This is a genomic window from Bradyrhizobium sp. USDA 3311 (assembly GCF_054062495.1).
Genome location: NZ_JBSSFI010000001.1, coordinates 3,062,501 through 3,078,173, shown reverse-complemented (window position 1 = coordinate 3,078,173; position 15,673 = coordinate 3,062,501). Strand labels below are relative to the sequence as shown.

The following is a 15,673-nucleotide window of genomic DNA, read 5'->3' as shown; positions in this document are numbered from 1 at the left end:
CGTTCCGGGGCACGCAAAGCGTGAACCCGGAACCTCGAGATTCCGGGTTCGATGCTTCGCATCGCCCCGGAATGACGGTGAGTGCTTACGCCGCCTTCGCCAATCCGAACGCCGCCGCCAGCAGCGAATACGACTTCTTTCGCGCCTCGTGGTCGTACACCGCCGTGATCACCATCAATTCGTCCGGCTTGCTGGAATCGATCAGCGGCTGGAGCTTCTTCTGCACGGTCGCAGGGCTGCCGACGAATAAGCGCGAGCGGTTGCGGGCGATCGAGATGCGCTCGGCGTCGGAGTAGGGATAGGCCAGCGCCTCCTCGACGCTCGGCAGCGGCAGATACTGGCCGCGGTCGCGGCGGAGGCGATTGAGGTCGAAGGATGTCGCGAGCTTTTCAGCTTCCTCGTCGGTCTCCGCCGCGATGACGGCGACGGCAAGGATCGCGTGCGGCGTGGCGCGCCAGGCCGAGGGCTGGAAGCGGTTGCGGTAATGCACCATCGCATCGATCGCATCATGGGACGCAAAATGATGCGCGAAGGCGAAGCCCATGCCGACTTGCGCGGCAAGCTCCGACGAATAATCGCTGGAGCCGAGCAGCCAGATCGGCGGCAGCTTGGTGTCGTCGGGCATCGCGACGACGTTGTTGTAGGGGTGCCCTGACGGAAATTCTCTCGTCTCCCACAAGATCAGTTCGTGCAGCCGCTCCAGAAAATCGTCGCCCTCGCGGCGATCGAGCCGGCTGCGCAGCGCGTAGGCCGTGGCACCATCGGTACCGGGCGCGCGGCCGAGGCCCAGGTCGATGCGGCCGGGAAACAGCGCCTCCAGCATCTTGAAGCGCTCGGCCACCACCAGCGGCGCGTGGTTGGGCAGCATTACCCCGCCGGAGCCGACGCGGATCTGCTTCGTCACCGCCGCGATCTGCCCGATCATCACGTCGGGCGCCGGGCTCGCGACGGAGGCGAGGTTGTGATGCTCGGCGAGCCAGTAGCGGACATAGCCGAGCCCATCGACATGCTTCGCCAGATCGATGCTGTTGCGCAGCGCCGCGGCGGGTTTTGTGCCTGTGGTGACGACGGAGAGGTCAAGGACTGAGAGCGGGATCATGGCGCGCTAACGTAGTGGAGGGCTGCGCGGCGGCAATGGGCAGACAGCGCAGGTCTGGCGTGTGCGGACCGCGAGCCGATACGCCCCGCCAAACGAAGCGTTGGGACAGACGACACTGGCATGACGGCGAATTCCATCCTGCCCATCGCGACGATCAACCATCTGACTACCGCAATTCGAGATATATTATTGATTTTACATAGTTTATTGAATTGACGAACTTCCCACAATTCATTCCGAAGGCACAAAAATTCAACCCTCCTCGGGCTAAGTGGGCCATTTCCCATCCCCGATGGGCTGTCGAGTGCGGCCGCGTTGGCTTATCTTAGCAGCTCCTGATCTAGACCTGACCGCAGGCCGCGAAGACCCGGAGTGAGTGGTGCCATGACTGATCTGACGAAGCCTGCGACAGCCGACGGGCACCTGAAGCGGCCTGCGATCTCCTTCGAGTTCTTTCCGCCCAAGACCGAGGAGATGGAGCGCAATCTCTGGGAGACCATCAACCGGCTCGCCCCGCTCGACCCGAAATTCGTCTCGGTGACCTACGGCGCCGGCGGCTCGACCCGCGAGCGCACCCATTCGACCATCGCCCGCATCCTCAAGGAGACCGCGCTGCTGCCGGCCGCGCACCTGACCTGCGTCGGCGCCTCGCGCGGCGAGATCGACGAGATCGTCGACCGCTACCACGAGGTCGGCGTCCGCCACATCGTCGGCTTGCGCGGCGATCCGCCCGGCGGCATCGGCACGCCCTATTCCAGCCATCCCGACGGCTACCAGAGCTCCGCCGATCTCGTCGCGGGCATCAAGAAACGCCACGCCGACATCGAAGTGTCGGTGTCCGCCTATCCCGAGAAGCACCCCGAAGCGCGCGATTTCGACGCCGACATCGACACGCTGAAGGCCAAGGTCGATGCCGGCGCGACCCGCGCGATCACGCAGGTGTTCTTCGATAACGACCTCTACTTCCGTTATCTCGACCGTGTCCGCGCCCGCGGGATCAACATCCCGATCGTGCCGGGCATCATGCCCATGCACAATTTCAAGCAGGCGAGAGCCTTCGTGACGCGCGCCGGCACATCCGTGCCGGACTGGCTCGCGGAGAAATTCGAGGGCCTGGACGACGACGCCGAGACCCGCAAGCTCGTGGCGGCCACCGTCGCCGCCGGCCAGGTGCAGAAGCTGGCGAAGCACGGCGTCGACACCTTCCATTTCTACACCATGAACCGCGCCGATCTCGTGTTCGCGATCAGCCATTTGCTCGGCATTCGCGCCAAGAGCGCGCAGAAGGCGGCGTAAGACACCATGACCGTACCCACCTCTCCCAAGCGAACTGCCCTGCTCAACGCCGCGCACGAGCGTATTCTCGTGCTCGACGGCGCCATGGGCACGATGATCCAGAACCTCCAGCTCGACGAGGCCGCCTTCCGCGGCGAGCGCTTCAAGAACTTCCACCGCGACCTGCGCGGCAACAACGATTTGCTGATCCTGACCCAGCCGCAGGCGATCGAGGACATCCACGCCGCGTACCTTCGCGCCGGCGCCGACATCGTCGCGACCAACACCTTCTCCACCACGTCGATCGCGCAGGCCGATTACGACCTCACCGACATCGTCTACGAGATGGCGCGCGAAGGCGCCCGCCTCGCCGGCAATGCGGCACGGCGCGTCGAAGCCGAGGACGGCAAGCCGCGCTTCGTCGCCGGTGCGATCGGTCCGACCAACCGCACCGCCTCGATCTCGCCCGACGTGTCCAATCCGGGCTACCGCGCCGTCACCTTCGACGATCTGCGCAAGTCCTATGGCGAGCAGATCCGCGGCATGCTCGACGGCGGCGTCGACCTGCTGCTGGTCGAGACCATCTTCGACACGCTGAACGCCAAGGCGGCGCTCTATGCGATCGCCGAGATCACGGAGGCACGCGGCATCGACGTGCCCGTGATGGTGTCGGGCACCATCACCGACAAATCCGGCCGCTTGCTCTCCGGGCAGATGCCGGAAGCGTTCTGGAATTCGGTGCGGCACGCAAAGCCTGTGACCATCGGCTTCAATTGCGCGCTCGGTGCCGAAGATCTGCGCGCCCATATCGCCGACATCGGGCGCGTCGCCGACACGCTTGTCTGCGCTTACCCCAATGCCGGCCTGCCCAATGAATTCGGCCAGTATGACGAGACGCCGGAATACATGGCGCGCCTGGTCGGCGAGTTCGCGCGTGATGGCCTCGTCAACATCGTCGGCGGCTGCTGCGGCACCACGCCGGATCATATTGCCGCAATCGCCGCGGCCGTTGCCCCGCACAAGCCGCGCATCGTGCCGGAGATCGAGCCTCGCTTGCGGCTCTCCGGCCTCGAGCCCTTCATTCTGACCCACGCCATTCCCTTCGTGAACGTCGGCGAGCGCACCAACGTCACGGGCTCCGCACGCTTTCGCAAACTGATCACCGCCGGCGACTACACGGCCGCGCTGCAAGTCGCACGCGACCAGGTCGAGAACGGCGCGCAGATCATCGACGTCAACATGGACGAGGGCCTGCTCGACTCCGAAGCGGCGATGGTGACGTTCCTCAACCTCGTCGCCGCCGAGCCCGACATCGCCCGCGTCCCCGTGATGGTCGACAGCTCGAAATTCTCGGTGATCGAGGCCGGCCTGAAATGCGTGCAAGGCAAGCCGGTCGTCAACTCGATCTCGATGAAGGAAGGCGAGGAGAAGTTCATCCACGAGGCCAAGATCGCCCGCCGTCATGGCGCGGCTGTCGTGGTCATGGCCTTCGACGAGGTCGGCCAGGCCGATACGTTCGCGCGCAAGACCGAGATCTGCAAGCGCGCCTACGACATCCTGGTGAACCGCGTCGGCTTCCCGCCGGAAGACATCATCTTCGATCCCAACATCTTCGCGATCGCGACCGGCATCGAGGAGCACAACAATTACGGCGTCGACTTCATCGAGGCGACGCGCTGGATCCGGCAGAACCTGCCCGACGCGCACATTTCTGGCGGTGTGTCCAACCTCTCGTTCTCGTTCCGCGGCAACGAGCCGGTGCGCGAGGCCATGCACTCGGTGTTCCTGTATCACGCCATCAAAGCCGGCATGGACATGGGCATCGTCAATGCCGGGCAGATGATCGTCTATGACGACATCGATCCCGAGCTGCGCCAGGTGTGCGAGGACGTCATCCTCAACCGCGACCCGGGCGCGTCGGAGCGGCTGCTGGCGCTCGCGGAAAAATTCCGCGGCAACAAGACCCAAACCAAGGAAGCCGACCTCGCCTGGCGCGAATGGCCGGTGGCGAAGCGGCTGTCGCATTCACTGGTGCACGGCATCACCGAATTCATCGAAGTGGATACCGAGGAAGCCCGCAAGGCGTCGTCGCGTCCGCTCGACGTGATCGAGGGGCCGCTGATGGCCGGCATGAACGTCGTCGGCGACCTCTTCGGCGACGGCAAGATGTTTTTGCCGCAGGTGGTGAAGTCCGCGCGCGTGATGAAGCAGGCGGTCGCCTGGCTGATGCCGTTCATGGAGGAAGAGAAGGCGCGCAACCTCGCCAACGGCATCGGCACCGAAGGCTCCTCGTCCGCCGGCAAGATCGTGCTCGCAACCGTCAAGGGCGACGTCCACGACATCGGCAAGAACATCGTCGGCATCGTGCTCCAGTGCAACAATTTCGAGGTCATCGACCTCGGCGTGATGGTGCCCGCCGCCAGGATCGTCGAGACCGTGAAGGCGGAGAAGGCCGACATCGTCGGCCTGTCCGGCCTGATCACGCCCTCGCTCGACGAGATGGCGTTCTTCGCCGGCGAATTGCAGCGTGAGGGCTTGAAGCTGCCGTTGCTGATCGGCGGCGCCACCACGAGCCGCGTGCATACCGCGGTCAAGATCGACCCGAGCTACCGCGCCGGTCCCGTCGTGCACGTCAACGACGCCAGCCGCGCCGTCGGCGTCGCCTCCGCGCTGCTCTCGCCGGAGAAGCGCGTGGCCTATGCCGCCGAGATCCGCGCCGAATACGCCAAGATCTCCGACGCGCATCTGCGCGCGCAGGCCGACAAGAAGCGGCTGAAGCTGGCAGACGCCCGCAAGAACCGCGTGCCGGTCGATTTTGCCGCGAACAAGCCGGTGAAGCCGACCTTCCTCGGCACCAAGAGCTTTGACGCATACGATCTCGCCGAGCTCGTGCCCTATATCGACTGGACCCCGTTCTTCCAGACCTGGGAGCTCGCCGGGCGCTTCCCCGCGATCCTCGACGACGCCAAGGTCGGCGAGGTCGCGCGCTCGCTCTATGACGACGCGCGCAAGATGCTCGACCTGATCGTCAAGGAGAAATGGTTCCGGGCGCGCGCCACCGTCGGCTTCTGGCCGGCGAACGCGGTCGGCGACGACATCGCGCTGTACGCCGACGAGAGCCGGACCAAGCAGATCGCCACGCTGCACACGCTGCGCCAGCAGCTCGAAAAGCGCGAGGGCCGTTTCAACGCGGCGCTCGCCGACTTCATCGCGCCGGTTGACACGGGCGTGCCCGACTACGTCGGCGGCTTCGTCGTCACCGCCGGGATCGGCGAGGACGCGGTCGCCGACCGCTTCAAGATGGCGAACGACGACTACTCCTCGATCCTGTGCAAGGCGCTGGCCGATCGCCTCGCCGAGGCCTTTGCCGAACGCATGCACGCGCGCGTGCGCCGCGAGTTCTGGGCCTATGCGCCGGACGAGGCGCTCTCCTGCGACGATCTGATCCTGGAAAAATACCAGGGCATCCGTCCCGCGCCGGGCTATCCCGCGCAGCCCGATCACACCGAGAAGGCGACGCTGTTCGAGCTGCTCGATGCCGAGGCCACGGCCGGCGTGAAGCTGACCGAGAGCTTTGCGATGTGGCCGGGCTCCTCTGTGTCCGGGCTCTATTTCGCGAACCCCGCGAGCTATTATTTCGGCGTCGGCAAGATCGAGCGCGATCAGGTCGAAGACTACGCCGCGCGCAAGGGCATGACGGTCACGGAGGCCGAGCGTTGGCTCGCGCCGGTGCTGAACTACATCCCTGCGCGAGAGGGGACCGACAAGGCCTTCGCGGCGACGCCGGCGAACGACGAGACGTCAAAGGACCTCGCCTCGCATCCGCCGGGCTGCACTTGCGCGGTGCACCTCGTCTGGCAGAAGAAGCGCGCGGGGGCGGGATAGACCCGCCTCTAAATAAAAAATGCGAAAACAACCCCATGCACAGTAGGGATGGGGTTGACAGACCTGAGGAATTTCGGTCTTGCCGAAACGACTTGCGACGTCGGGCAAAACACCAGTAATATGCGATCATCGTCAACCGTGCCTGTCGTCGTCGGTTGGAAGCGCGCACCACACCTTCGGTGTCGTCCTGGCGGAAGCCAGGACCCATACCGCGTGATCCATCGGTGGGTATCGCTAGCAATACCGAACAACGAATCTTCGCCAACCTGCTCCCTGGGGTAATGGGTCCTGGCTTTCGCCAGGACGACATTGGGGAGCCTACATGTAGCGCCAACCGCTGCACGAATTCTTGGACGCGGTGTCCCTTGGCAACGCTCCGCCTCAACGGCCCACGCATCAACGGAACCCGCCGCGTGTGAACTCGTTCACTTGTCCGCTCAACCTTGATTCGTTAATCTATCGGCCTACTACCTTCAAACCGACGGTTTGCTTGGGATCGAACATATGAACCAGTTCATTGCACTGTTCGTCGCCGCGATCGCCCTTGTCGTCCTGCCCACGATTGCCGCGGCGGACTGTCCGAAAGGCTACGTGCCATGCGGCGAACGAAGTCAGTTGTGCTGCCCGGGAAAATAGCCAGCCGCAAATGGCTTTGGCTTGGTAGCGGGGTATTTGTCGCGATCGGCCTGGTGATGGTCGCAGTCTTCGTCGGAATCCCGCGCAAGAAGCAGACGATCACGGCCATCCTCTCCGAGACCGGATATTTCGAGGTGGTGCCGCCGAGCACGTTCGGCGGTCCCGGCACGATCAACACGATCGAGTATCTGAGCAACGGCCGGCTGGAACTGCATCCGACCTGCGATGTCGACCCTGCGCTCCTGGCCAGCAAGATCCAGAAATCACGGACCGTCGACCGGGACTTGAAGCAAACGCTCGAGAAGAAACTCGACGTCTCGGCCGAGGTGAGGGAGAAGCTGTCGGCTGTCGCCGGGATGCAGCAGGTCGAAGCGGTCAACCTCAAGCTCGAGAACGCCAACATCCTGCTGATTTCCGACGAGTCGCTGATCTCGGCCCGGAACGCATTGCTGAAGGCGGAATGCGAGGACGCGGTGGCCCAGAACGTGTCGAGTGGCGGCGTCGTGTGCCAGACGCGGTCCGTTCTGGAGGCCGATGTCGTCTACGAGATCAAATATCACAACAAGATCTCGATGGAGGAGAAGGCCAAGCTGACATCCGAGATCGCAGCGAAACTCGACCTGGACGTCCATCAGGGCGCGGACGACAAGGTGTCCGGCTCTCAATTGTTCTTCGGCATAAGACTGTCGCCCAATCCGATCGTCCTGAACACCGCGGCTGGCGAGATCAAGCCCTGTTCGCGGAAATAAGGCCTGCGTTCCGCGCTTCATCCCCTCGGCGGCAGGGCAATCGCATTTTAAGGCCGTTGCGCTGCGGCCCATCCTTCGAGACGCCCGCCTTTGGCGGGCCCTCAGGATGAGGACGGAGTGCGCGGCAGCAATTTCGACCGGCAAAGATGCCGCTCAGCCTCATCCTGAGGAGACCGCTGGAAGCGGTCGTCTCGAAGGACGAGGCGTGCGCTCAGGCCCCCGCCAGGAAGTCACATGCGATAGTCCTGCCTTCGGCGGCAGCAGCGATTGCACGATCTCCCGAAAAGGCGGCAGCGCTGTGAACGCGACGCGCGCTCGCCGCGACCAATGGCGATCGCCGCCGCAGAGCAGGGAATCGGATGCTGGACGCCCAACAATTGATGTGGACGCAGATTGCGGCCGGCATCTCGGTGCTGCTGTTTGGATTGATGCTGTTCAATCTGGTCCGCATGCGGGGCCGGATGCAGGCCGCGCGGAGCTGGGACAAGGTGGAGGGCATCATCACGGTCTCAAGGGTCGATCAGCCGGCGACGCACGCCTCGGACGATCGGAACGACGCCAAGCCTGTCATCCGCTATCGCTATCAGGCCGGCGGCCAGGAGCTGGAAAGCGACAAGGTCTTTGTCGGCAGCCCCGCCATCACGACGAGGGTACTGGCCGCAAAACTGATCGGACGATATCCGGTCGGCGCGCATGTCGACGTCCATGTCGATCCGAAGCAACCGACCGAGGCGTTGCTCGAACCTGCTGCCGCGCAGAACGTTGCGGCGCTGGTGACGTTCACAATCGTGTTCGGCTTCATTGCCACCACCCTCACCGCGCATTCGCTCGCGGGTCACGTGCTCTACACAAACAACGGCGTTCCGCTGTTCGCGTTCGCGTTGCCGATCATCGTGCTCGTAGGCGGCGTGTTCTGCGTCGCAGAGTATGTCCGGACGCGCCGGCTGGCGAGCGCCAGCCTGCGCTGGCCGACCGCGGCTGGCAGGGTCACCCGTTGCGACGTGATCGAGGAAATCATCGAGGAGAAGAGCGACGACGACGACAAGTCCCGGTCCAGCAAGCTCCAGCACCGCTATCAGGTCGACCTGCGCTACGCCTACAGGGTCGACAAGCGCGACTTCATCGGCACCGAGGTCGATTGGGGCGGCACCATGATCTCCGGGCTGCGCGAGGTCGCCGAAAAGGCCGCAGCGAAATATCGTCCCGGGCAGAACGTCAAAGTTTATTACGATCCGGAACGACCGGGACATGCGGTGCTGGAGCCTGCGAGCCGGGAGGGCGCGCTGGGGCCGCTGATCGGTGCCGCGGTCTGCGCGGTCGTCGGAGGTCTTTTCCTGACAATCCTGATCAAGGTCGGGTTCGCATAAAGGCGCTTGATGCGGCTCACCCCTTCGGCGGTGCCAACGGCTGCACGATCTCCTGGAATGGTGTCAGCGCCTCGCAGCGCTCGGCATGCGCCGCGAGCGCCGGATAGCGCGCCGCGTCGAACAATTGCGGATGCGCCTCGCGGGTAAAGCGCACGACGCAGGCCACCGCGATATCGGCGTGGCCAATGCGGTCGCCCAGCCAGTATGGCGTCGTCACCTTGGCGCGCTCGGCGTCCAGCACGCCGAGCACGTCGCCGATCTGCGCCTGGCAGCGCTCGACCCACAGCGCAAGCTGCTCCTTCCGCAGCACGCGCTCATAGAGCAGGCTCACCGCCTTGTCGCCGAGACCGGAAGCGAGCGCGCAGATGCGCAGGTGCTGTCGTCGCTCGGCGCCGCTGCGCGGCAGCATCGCCTTGCCCTCGCCGACCAACTCATCGAGATATTCGAGGATGATCGCGCTCTCGATCAGCGCCTCGCCGTCGTCAAGCACCAGCGTCGGGACGCGGCGCAGCGGATTATAGGGCGCGATCTTGTCGGCATCGCCGAAGGTGGACCACGGCCTGTGCACGAAGGCGAGCCCGTAAAGCCGCAGCGCAATCGCGACGCGGCGGACGAAGGGGGAGTCGTATTGGCCGATCAGGAACATGGTTCGCGCTCACTCGTTGGAACACGGCAGGGCCGGTCAGTTTCCACGACAAGATCGGCGCGGCGCAAGAAAGAAGATGGAAATGGAGCATTGCGTCGGGTGCAACGTCGCCTGCAGCAACATCTGCGCGATCAAAGGCCGTCCTGGATCGAGCGCTTGATGGCGGCGATCGCGGTTTCGTTGCGCCTGTACATCGTCCACTGCTTGATCCGCTTGGCGCGCACCAGCTTTGCGGCGGTCAGGACCCGCATGTGCTCGCTCAGGGTCGGCGCGCTGACACCGAGCTTCTCTGCGATCAGCAATCCGCAGACGCCGTCATCGACCAGATCGCCATCGGCCTGCTCGCGAAAATGCTTCCGCGGATCCCGCAACCAGTCCAGGATCTGCAGGCGGCGCTCGTTGGCCAGCGCGCGCAGGGCGACAGTGACTTTCATTTAGTCATTTTGCTAATTACCTAATTGATGTCAACTCTCCGATGCGCTATAAGGAACGGCATCATGACAGCGACAATGGACATCACGCGGGAGCGGATTGCGGCGACCGAGGCCGTCATTCGTCCGCACATAAGGCGCACGCCACTCGTTATGGCCGATCTTGCCGATTTCGGCCTGCCGGCGGCACCCATCACGTTCAAGCTCGAGATGCTGCAGCATTCCGGATCCTTCAAGGCGCGGGGCGCTTTTGCCAACCTGCTGCTGCGGCCGGTGCCGGAGGCGGGCGTGGTCGCCGCATCCGGCGGCAATCACGGGGCGGCGGTCGCCTACGCGGCGCAGCGGCTCGGCATCCCCGCCACGATCTTCGTGCCCGACATCACCTCGCCAGCCAAGGCCGAGCGGATCAAGGGGAATGGTGCGAAACTCGTGATCGCGGGCAGCCGCTACGCCGATGCGCTCGCCGCGAGCGAAGCGCATGTCGCACGGACCGGTGCGATGGCCGTTCACGCCTACGACCAGGCCGAAACCCTGCTCGGCCAGGGCAGCGTCGCCCTGGAGCTGGAGCAGGACGCGCCCGGCATCGATACGCTGCTGGTGGCGGTCGGCGGCGGCGGCCTGATCGGCGGCATCGCGGCGTGGTACGCTGGCAGGACGCGTGTTGTTGCGATCGAGCCGGAGCAGTCACCGACCCTGCACGCCGCTATCGCGGCGGGAGCACCGGTCGATGCGCCGGCCGGCGGCCTCGCCGCCGACAGCCTCGCGCCGCGGCGCGTCGGTGAATTGATGTTCCCGATCGCGCAGGCCCATGTCGAGCGGGTCGTTCTGGTCAGCGACGAGGCGATCCGGCAGGCGCAGGCAGCGCTGTGGTCGAGCCTGCGTCTCGTGGCCGAGCCCGGCGGCGCAGCCGCATTTGCCGCGCTACTGTCCGGCCGCTATCGTCCCTCACCCGGCGAACGCGTCGCAGTGCTGCTCTGCGGCGCCAACACCACGGCGGTGAAGTTCGACGGCTAGTCTCAAGCGGGATTGCATGATCGGGCTCCGCGCCGTCGTCCTGGCATCGACCCTGCTTCTGTTGATCGGAGCCGGCGCCGCAAGCGCCGAGGACCGCCCGATCGGCTTTCTGGCGCCGTCGAAAAACATCGTCTGCCAGTTCTTCATCGACAACGGACAAGGCGTGCTCCGCTGCGACATCCTGAACATGGAGACGCGCCCGCGCCGGCCCGCTGACTGCGATCTCGATTACGGCCACGCCTTCGAGATGAGCGCGAAGGGCAACGCGGAGCGCATCTGCGCTGGCGACACGGTGATGGACCCATCGCTGCCGGTGCTCGCCTATGGCGAAGTGTGGCGGCGGGCGGGGTTCACGTGCCGCTCGGAGCAGGCGGGGCTGACCTGCTTCAACGCCATGCAGCACGGGTTCTCGCTGGCAAGGGGGAAGCAGGAGTTGTTTTGACGAGCCGTAGCCCGCATGGAGCGGAGCGGAATGCGGGGAAACCGCCCCGGATTTCGCTGCGTTCCATCGGGCTACGAATTCGCGGCTTGCCGTCATTCCGGGGCGCGCGGAGCGCGAACCCGGAATCCATCGTGCACCGTCTCATGCGGACAAATGGATTCCGGGCTCGCGCCAAGTGGCGCGCCCCGGAATGACGGCGAGGAGCGAGGCGTAGCGCGCATGGAGCGGAATGCGGGGACATCGTCTGGGATTACGCTTGGCTCCGTCGGGGCTACGGCGCCATCACGCGTTGATGTGCCGATTCGAAGAGCGAGGGCGGCGCCCACACTCCGTCATTGCGAGCGCAGCGAAGCAATCCAGGATCTTTCCGCGGAAACAGCCTGGATTGCTTCGTCGCAAGGGCTCCTCGCAATGACGGTGGGGCGGCAGCCGCGCACTATTCGATAATCGGCACGTGCTTCGCCGCCATCCGCGGCGCCGTGCCATCGAGACGTGGATCATCGGCGATCTCGATCTGGCGGCGGAAGGGGCGGAAGCCGGAGCGCTGATAGAATTCGACGGCGGAGGGATGGTCGAAGGTGCAGGTGTGCACCCAGACGCGGTGCAGCTCGCGCGACCAGGCCAGCTCCAGTGCGCGGTTCATCAGGAAGCGGGCGGCGCCCGTCCCGATCAGGCCGGCGGTGACGCCGAAATAGACCAGCTCGCACTGGCCGGCCTCGCGGAAATCCAGCTCCAGCAGGCCCTCGTCGCGGCCGTCCGCGACCAGGGCGTAGACCTCGACATCAGGCGCGTGGATGATTGCGGCGAGCTCGGCATCGTTCATGCGCGGCCGCGAGAACCACAGCCAATCCTCACCGACGCGGCGGAAGAGGTCGCGATACCAATGAAGCGCGGGCGCGTCGGCCTTGCGCAGGGTCCAGGCGCCGGGCGGATCGTCACGGCGCCCGGGAGGCGCGGTCATCTCCAGATGCGTGACGACGGCGGCGATCTTGCCGGCGGGGATGTCGGAATAGCCGTCGGGGAGGATCATTCGTGCTTGTTCCGGTTCATCGCGAGAGGCTCCAGAGCGGCGCTACACACTCCATTGTCGTCCCGGACAAGCGTAAGCGCAGATCCCGGACCCATAACCACGACTGTTCGTGGCGCGAAGACGCCCACTCCGAGCTTTCGCAAACCTTCTCTCTGCGGGTATGGGTCCCGGCCTTCGCCGGGACGACCATAGTGTTGGGGCCGCGTTCCTTCTCCGCACTTTCATCGCGGCTTTAGGCGCGCTCACGCCCCCTCGTCGCTCGCCAGCACGCCCTTCACCGCTCGCGCCCAGCCCGCGAGCTTCCGCTCGCGCGTTGCCTCGCTCATGTTCGGCTTGAAGCGGTGCTCGAGGCGCCAGTTGTCGGCGAATTTGGTCGGCTCGGGATAGACGCCCGCATTGAGGCCGGCGAGATAGGCGGCGCCGAGCGCAGTCGTTTCCTGAATCACGGGGCGATCGACCGGCGCGTCGAGGAGATCGGCGAGGCGCTGCATGGTCCAGTCCGACGCGGTCATGCCGCCGTCAACGCGCAGCACGACGCTGGCGGTTTCCGAGCTCGGCCAGTCGGCGCGCATCGCGGCCCAGAGGTCGAAGGTCTGGTAGCAGACGCTTTCCAGCGCGGCATGCGCGAGCTCGGCAGGTCCCGTGTTGCGGGTGAGGCCGAACAGCGCGCCGCGCACGCGCGGATTCCAGTAGGGCGCGCCCATGCCGACGAAGGCGGGGACCAGATAGACGCTCTGCATGGAGTCGGACTGATCAGCAAGAGGTCCGGTCTCGGCGGCGTGCTTGATGATGCCGAGGCCGTCGCGCAGCCACTGCACCGCGCTGCCGGCGACGAAGATCGAGCCTTCGAGCGCGTAGGTGCGCTTGCCATCGAGCTGATAGGCGACCGTGGTGAGCAGCTTGTTCTTCGACACCACCGGCGTGGTGCCGGTGTTGAGCAGCGCGAAGCAGCCGGTGCCGTAGGTGGACTTCATCATGCCCGGGCGGAAGCAAGCCTGGCCGATGGTCGCGGCCTGCTGGTCGCCGGCGATGCCGGAGATCGCGATCGCGCCGCCGAACAGGTCGGGCACGCTCTCGCCGAAGCGGGCGGACGAATCCTTCACCTCGGGGAGCATCGAACGCGGCACGCCGATGATCTCCAGGAGCTCGTCGTCCCACTGGCCGGTGTGGATGTTGAACAGCAGCGTGCGCGAGGCGTTGGTGGCGTCGGTGGCGTGGACCTTGCCGCCGGTGAGGCGCCAGAGCAGGTAGCAGTCGACGGTGCCGAACATCAGCTCGCCGCGCGCGGCGCGGGCACGCGCGCCGGGGACGTGGTCGAGGATCCAGGCGACCTTTGTGCCGGAGAAATAGGGATCGATGATCAGGCCGGTCTTATCGGAGATCACAGGCTCGCGGCCGTCGGCCTTGAGTTTCGCGCAGATGTCGGCGGTGCGGCGGTCCTGCCAGACGATGGCGCGGTGCACGGCCTGCCCGGTGGCGCGGTCCCACACCACGGTGGTCTCGCGCTGGTTGGTGATGCCGATCGCGGCGATATCCTTCGCGCTGATGCCGGCCTGCGCGATCGCATCGCGGCAGACCATCACGGTCGAGGTCCAGATGTCCTCCGGCTCGTGCTCGACCCAGCCCGAGGCCGGAAAATGCTGCGGAAACTCGGCTTGCGCACGCGCAGCAATCGAGATGTCGCTGCGGAACACGATCGCGCGCGAGGAGGTGGTGCCCTGGTCGATGGCGAGGACGAAAGACATGGTAGCTACCTTGGCGTTTTCCCTGAGGGGTCGTTGTGTCGCGCCAAAGGGAGCGGATTGGAGGCGGAAGGTCAAGATTGGATGAGCGCGCCGACAAACTCCTTCGTCGTCCCGGCGCAGGCCGGGACCCATACCCCCAGGGAGAAGTTGCGGAGCTAGCCGGTAACCACGAGTCTTCGCCAAGCGCCTCCCCGTGGTTATGGGACCCGGCCTGCGCCGGGACGACTCGGGGAGATACGTCGCGAAAATTCCTACACCGCCGCGGTGGTGACGCCGCCGTCGATGACGATGGTCTGGCCGGTCATGAAGCTCGACGCGTCGGAGGCGAGGTAGGCCACGGCACCAGCGATCTCGTCGGGCTCGCCGATGCGGCGCAGCGGCGTGGTGGCGGTGCGGCGCTTCAGCATGGCTTCGTCTTCCCACAGCGCGCGGGCGAAGTCGGTCTTGACGAGGCCGGGCGCGATGCAGTTGACGCGGACGCCTTTCGGGCCCCATTCGCCGGCGAGCGAGCGGCACAGCGCAAAGTCGGCGGCTTTCGAGATGCCGTAGGCACCGATCACGGTGGAGCCGCGCAGGCCGCCGATCGAGGAGATGATGATCACCGAGCCGTTGCCCCGCTCGGCCATCTGCGGGATCGCAAGCGCGGAGAGCCAGATGTTGCTCTTCACGTTCGAGCCCATGATCTTGTCGAAGGCCTCGTCGGTGATGTCGAGCAGCGGGCCGTAATACGGGTTCACCGCGGCGTTGCAGACGAGAATGTCGATCTTGCCGTAATGCGTGCTTGCGCCCGCGATCAGCGCCTCGACCTCGGCCTTGCGCGCGATGTTGCAGGGGACGACGATGGCATCGCCGCCGGCCGCGTTGATGCCGTCGGCGACCTCCTTGCAGGCGTCAGCCTTGCGCGAGGAGACCACGACCTTGGCCCCTAACCTGGCCAGCAGCTCTGCCGAGGAACGGCCGATGCCGCGGCTCGAGCCGGTGACGATTGCGACCTTTCCGGTGAGATCGAACGGGGTGTTTTTCATTGTGCCTCCCAGCCTCCGCCTGTTCATTCGACATCGCCCGGCCGGGGCCGGGCGACGTGACGGCGGTGAGTGTGGCCGGCCTCGCGCAATCCGTCGAGGGGCAGATGTAGCGCTGACGGAGGCTTCGCCTGACGGCTCAGTTCTGGTCGTCGCCGAGCGCTGCGACCAGCTTGTCGTAGTACTTGCCGACCAGGTCGATGTTGCCCTTGTTCTCGATCGCCGGCGCCGGAGTCTTCAGCGCCTCGTTGAGCTCGTCGAGGGCTTCCTTCTTGTCCTTGGCCGGCATCTTCTTGTCGGCCTGGATCTGCGCGATCTGCGCCTTGATCACG

Annotated in this window: 14 protein-coding genes (1 of these 14 only partly in view); 7 read left to right on the top strand and 7 right to left on the bottom strand. The window is 65.4% G+C overall.

The annotated features are described in order from the left end of the window. Positions 1-85: 85 nt before the first annotated feature. Positions 86-1,099, bottom strand: a complete 1,014-nt coding sequence (locus ACVWW6_RS14565) for an LLM class flavin-dependent oxidoreductase (RefSeq protein WP_011084237.1) — start codon at positions 1,097-1,099, stop codon at positions 86-88. A 384-nt stretch (positions 1,100-1,483) separates the two neighbouring features. Here ACVWW6_RS14565 and metF point away from each other — a divergent pair, with 384 nt between their 5' ends. The 5 genes from metF (at position 1,484) to ACVWW6_RS14540 (ending at position 9,011) form a co-directional block, all read left to right on the top strand. Continuing rightward, the gene (gene metF / locus ACVWW6_RS14560; RefSeq protein ID WP_161536630.1) at positions 1,484-2,395 is read left to right on the top strand and encodes a methylenetetrahydrofolate reductase [NAD(P)H]; all 912 of its coding nucleotides are present in this window, start codon (positions 1,484-1,486) and stop codon (positions 2,393-2,395) included. A 6-nt stretch (positions 2,396-2,401) separates the two neighbouring features. Next, positions 2,402-6,259 carry a methionine synthase gene (metH, locus tag ACVWW6_RS14555; protein WP_456680925.1) on the top strand — a complete coding sequence of 1,286 codons (3,858 nt, stop codon included), beginning with the start codon at positions 2,402-2,404 and terminating at the stop codon, positions 6,257-6,259. A gap of 504 nt (positions 6,260-6,763) precedes the next feature. Next, positions 6,764-6,895, top strand: coding sequence for a hypothetical protein (locus ACVWW6_RS14550; protein WP_271552250.1), 132 nt, complete (start codon positions 6,764-6,766; stop codon positions 6,893-6,895). Between the two features lie 56 nt (positions 6,896-6,951). Beyond that, positions 6,952-7,644: a hypothetical protein gene (locus tag ACVWW6_RS14545; protein ID WP_244423869.1), complete on the top strand. Its 693-nt coding sequence runs from the start codon at positions 6,952-6,954 to the stop codon at positions 7,642-7,644. A 359-nt stretch (positions 7,645-8,003) separates the two neighbouring features. Beyond that, positions 8,004-9,011: a DUF3592 domain-containing protein gene (locus ACVWW6_RS14540; RefSeq protein ID WP_456680924.1), complete on the top strand. Its 1,008-nt coding sequence runs from the start codon at positions 8,004-8,006 to the stop codon at positions 9,009-9,011. A gap of 16 nt (positions 9,012-9,027) precedes the next feature. Here ACVWW6_RS14540 and ACVWW6_RS14535 read toward each other — a convergent pair whose 3' ends face one another. Beyond that, positions 9,028-9,657: a glutathione S-transferase family protein gene (locus ACVWW6_RS14535; RefSeq protein WP_456680923.1), complete on the bottom strand. Its 630-nt coding sequence runs from the start codon at positions 9,655-9,657 to the stop codon at positions 9,028-9,030. Between the two features lie 131 nt (positions 9,658-9,788). Beyond that, positions 9,789-10,091, bottom strand: a complete 303-nt coding sequence (locus tag ACVWW6_RS14530; protein WP_011084231.1) for an ArsR/SmtB family transcription factor — start codon at positions 10,089-10,091, stop codon at positions 9,789-9,791. A gap of 27 nt (positions 10,092-10,118) precedes the next feature. Here ACVWW6_RS14530 and ACVWW6_RS14525 point away from each other — a divergent pair, with 27 nt between their 5' ends. Then, entirely contained in the window at positions 10,119-11,102 is a 984-nt protein-coding gene (locus ACVWW6_RS14525) for a threonine/serine dehydratase (protein ID WP_304550828.1), read from the top strand. A 16-nt stretch (positions 11,103-11,118) separates the two neighbouring features. After that, positions 11,119-11,544 (top strand): DUF6636 domain-containing protein, encoded by a 426-nt coding sequence (locus ACVWW6_RS14520; protein WP_011084229.1) that lies wholly within the window; start codon positions 11,119-11,121, stop codon positions 11,542-11,544. A gap of 436 nt (positions 11,545-11,980) precedes the next feature. Here the strand turns inward: ACVWW6_RS14520 and ACVWW6_RS14515 are convergent, their stop codons facing one another. The 4 genes from ACVWW6_RS14515 to ACVWW6_RS14500 all read right to left on the bottom strand — a co-directional run. Next, positions 11,981-12,574 carry a GNAT family N-acetyltransferase gene (locus tag ACVWW6_RS14515; RefSeq protein ID WP_456680922.1) on the bottom strand — a complete coding sequence of 198 codons (594 nt, stop codon included), beginning with the start codon at positions 12,572-12,574 and terminating at the stop codon, positions 11,981-11,983. Between the two features lie 242 nt (positions 12,575-12,816). Beyond that, a complete protein-coding gene (glpK, locus tag ACVWW6_RS14510; protein ID WP_271552244.1) occupies positions 12,817-14,319 on the bottom strand; it encodes a glycerol kinase GlpK in 1,503 nt (500 codons plus the stop codon). Positions 14,320-14,570: 251 nt separating this feature from the next. Continuing rightward, positions 14,571-15,344, bottom strand: coding sequence for an SDR family NAD(P)-dependent oxidoreductase (locus ACVWW6_RS14505; RefSeq protein WP_456680921.1), 774 nt, complete (start codon positions 15,342-15,344; stop codon positions 14,571-14,573). 136 nt (positions 15,345-15,480) lie between these two features. Then, on the bottom strand, positions 15,481-15,673 hold the 3' portion of the coding sequence (locus ACVWW6_RS14500; RefSeq protein WP_011084225.1) for a hypothetical protein. It continues 398 nt past the right edge of the window; only the last 193 of its 591 coding nucleotides appear in the window; its start codon lies off the right edge, out of view; the stop codon is at positions 15,481-15,483.

Bases quoted from the DNA above. Each gene is read 5' to 3' on its own strand.
- ACVWW6_RS14565 (WP_011084237.1), bottom strand. From the start codon at position 1,099: ATGATCCCGCTCTCAGTCCTTGACCTCTCCGTCGTCACCACAGGCACA.
- metF (WP_161536630.1), top strand. From the start codon at position 1,484: ATGACTGATCTGACGAAGCCTGCGACAGCCGACGGGCACCTGAAGCGG.
- metH (WP_456680925.1), top strand. From the start codon at position 2,402: ATGACCGTACCCACCTCTCCCAAGCGAACTGCCCTGCTCAACGCCGCG.
- ACVWW6_RS14550 (WP_271552250.1), top strand. From the start codon at position 6,764: ATGAACCAGTTCATTGCACTGTTCGTCGCCGCGATCGCCCTTGTCGTC.
- ACVWW6_RS14545 (WP_244423869.1), top strand. From the start codon at position 6,952: ATGGTCGCAGTCTTCGTCGGAATCCCGCGCAAGAAGCAGACGATCACG.
- ACVWW6_RS14540 (WP_456680924.1), top strand. From the start codon at position 8,004: ATGCTGGACGCCCAACAATTGATGTGGACGCAGATTGCGGCCGGCATC.
- ACVWW6_RS14535 (WP_456680923.1), bottom strand. From the start codon at position 9,657: ATGTTCCTGATCGGCCAATACGACTCCCCCTTCGTCCGCCGCGTCGCG.
- ACVWW6_RS14530 (WP_011084231.1), bottom strand. From the start codon at position 10,091: ATGAAAGTCACTGTCGCCCTGCGCGCGCTGGCCAACGAGCGCCGCCTG.
- ACVWW6_RS14525 (WP_304550828.1), top strand. From the start codon at position 10,119: ATGTCAACTCTCCGATGCGCTATAAGGAACGGCATCATGACAGCGACA.
- ACVWW6_RS14520 (WP_011084229.1), top strand. From the start codon at position 11,119: ATGATCGGGCTCCGCGCCGTCGTCCTGGCATCGACCCTGCTTCTGTTG.
- ACVWW6_RS14515 (WP_456680922.1), bottom strand. From the start codon at position 12,574: ATGATCCTCCCCGACGGCTATTCCGACATCCCCGCCGGCAAGATCGCC.
- glpK (WP_271552244.1), bottom strand. From the start codon at position 14,319: ATGTCTTTCGTCCTCGCCATCGACCAGGGCACCACCTCCTCGCGCGCG.
- ACVWW6_RS14505 (WP_456680921.1), bottom strand. From the start codon at position 15,344: ATGAAAAACACCCCGTTCGATCTCACCGGAAAGGTCGCAATCGTCACC.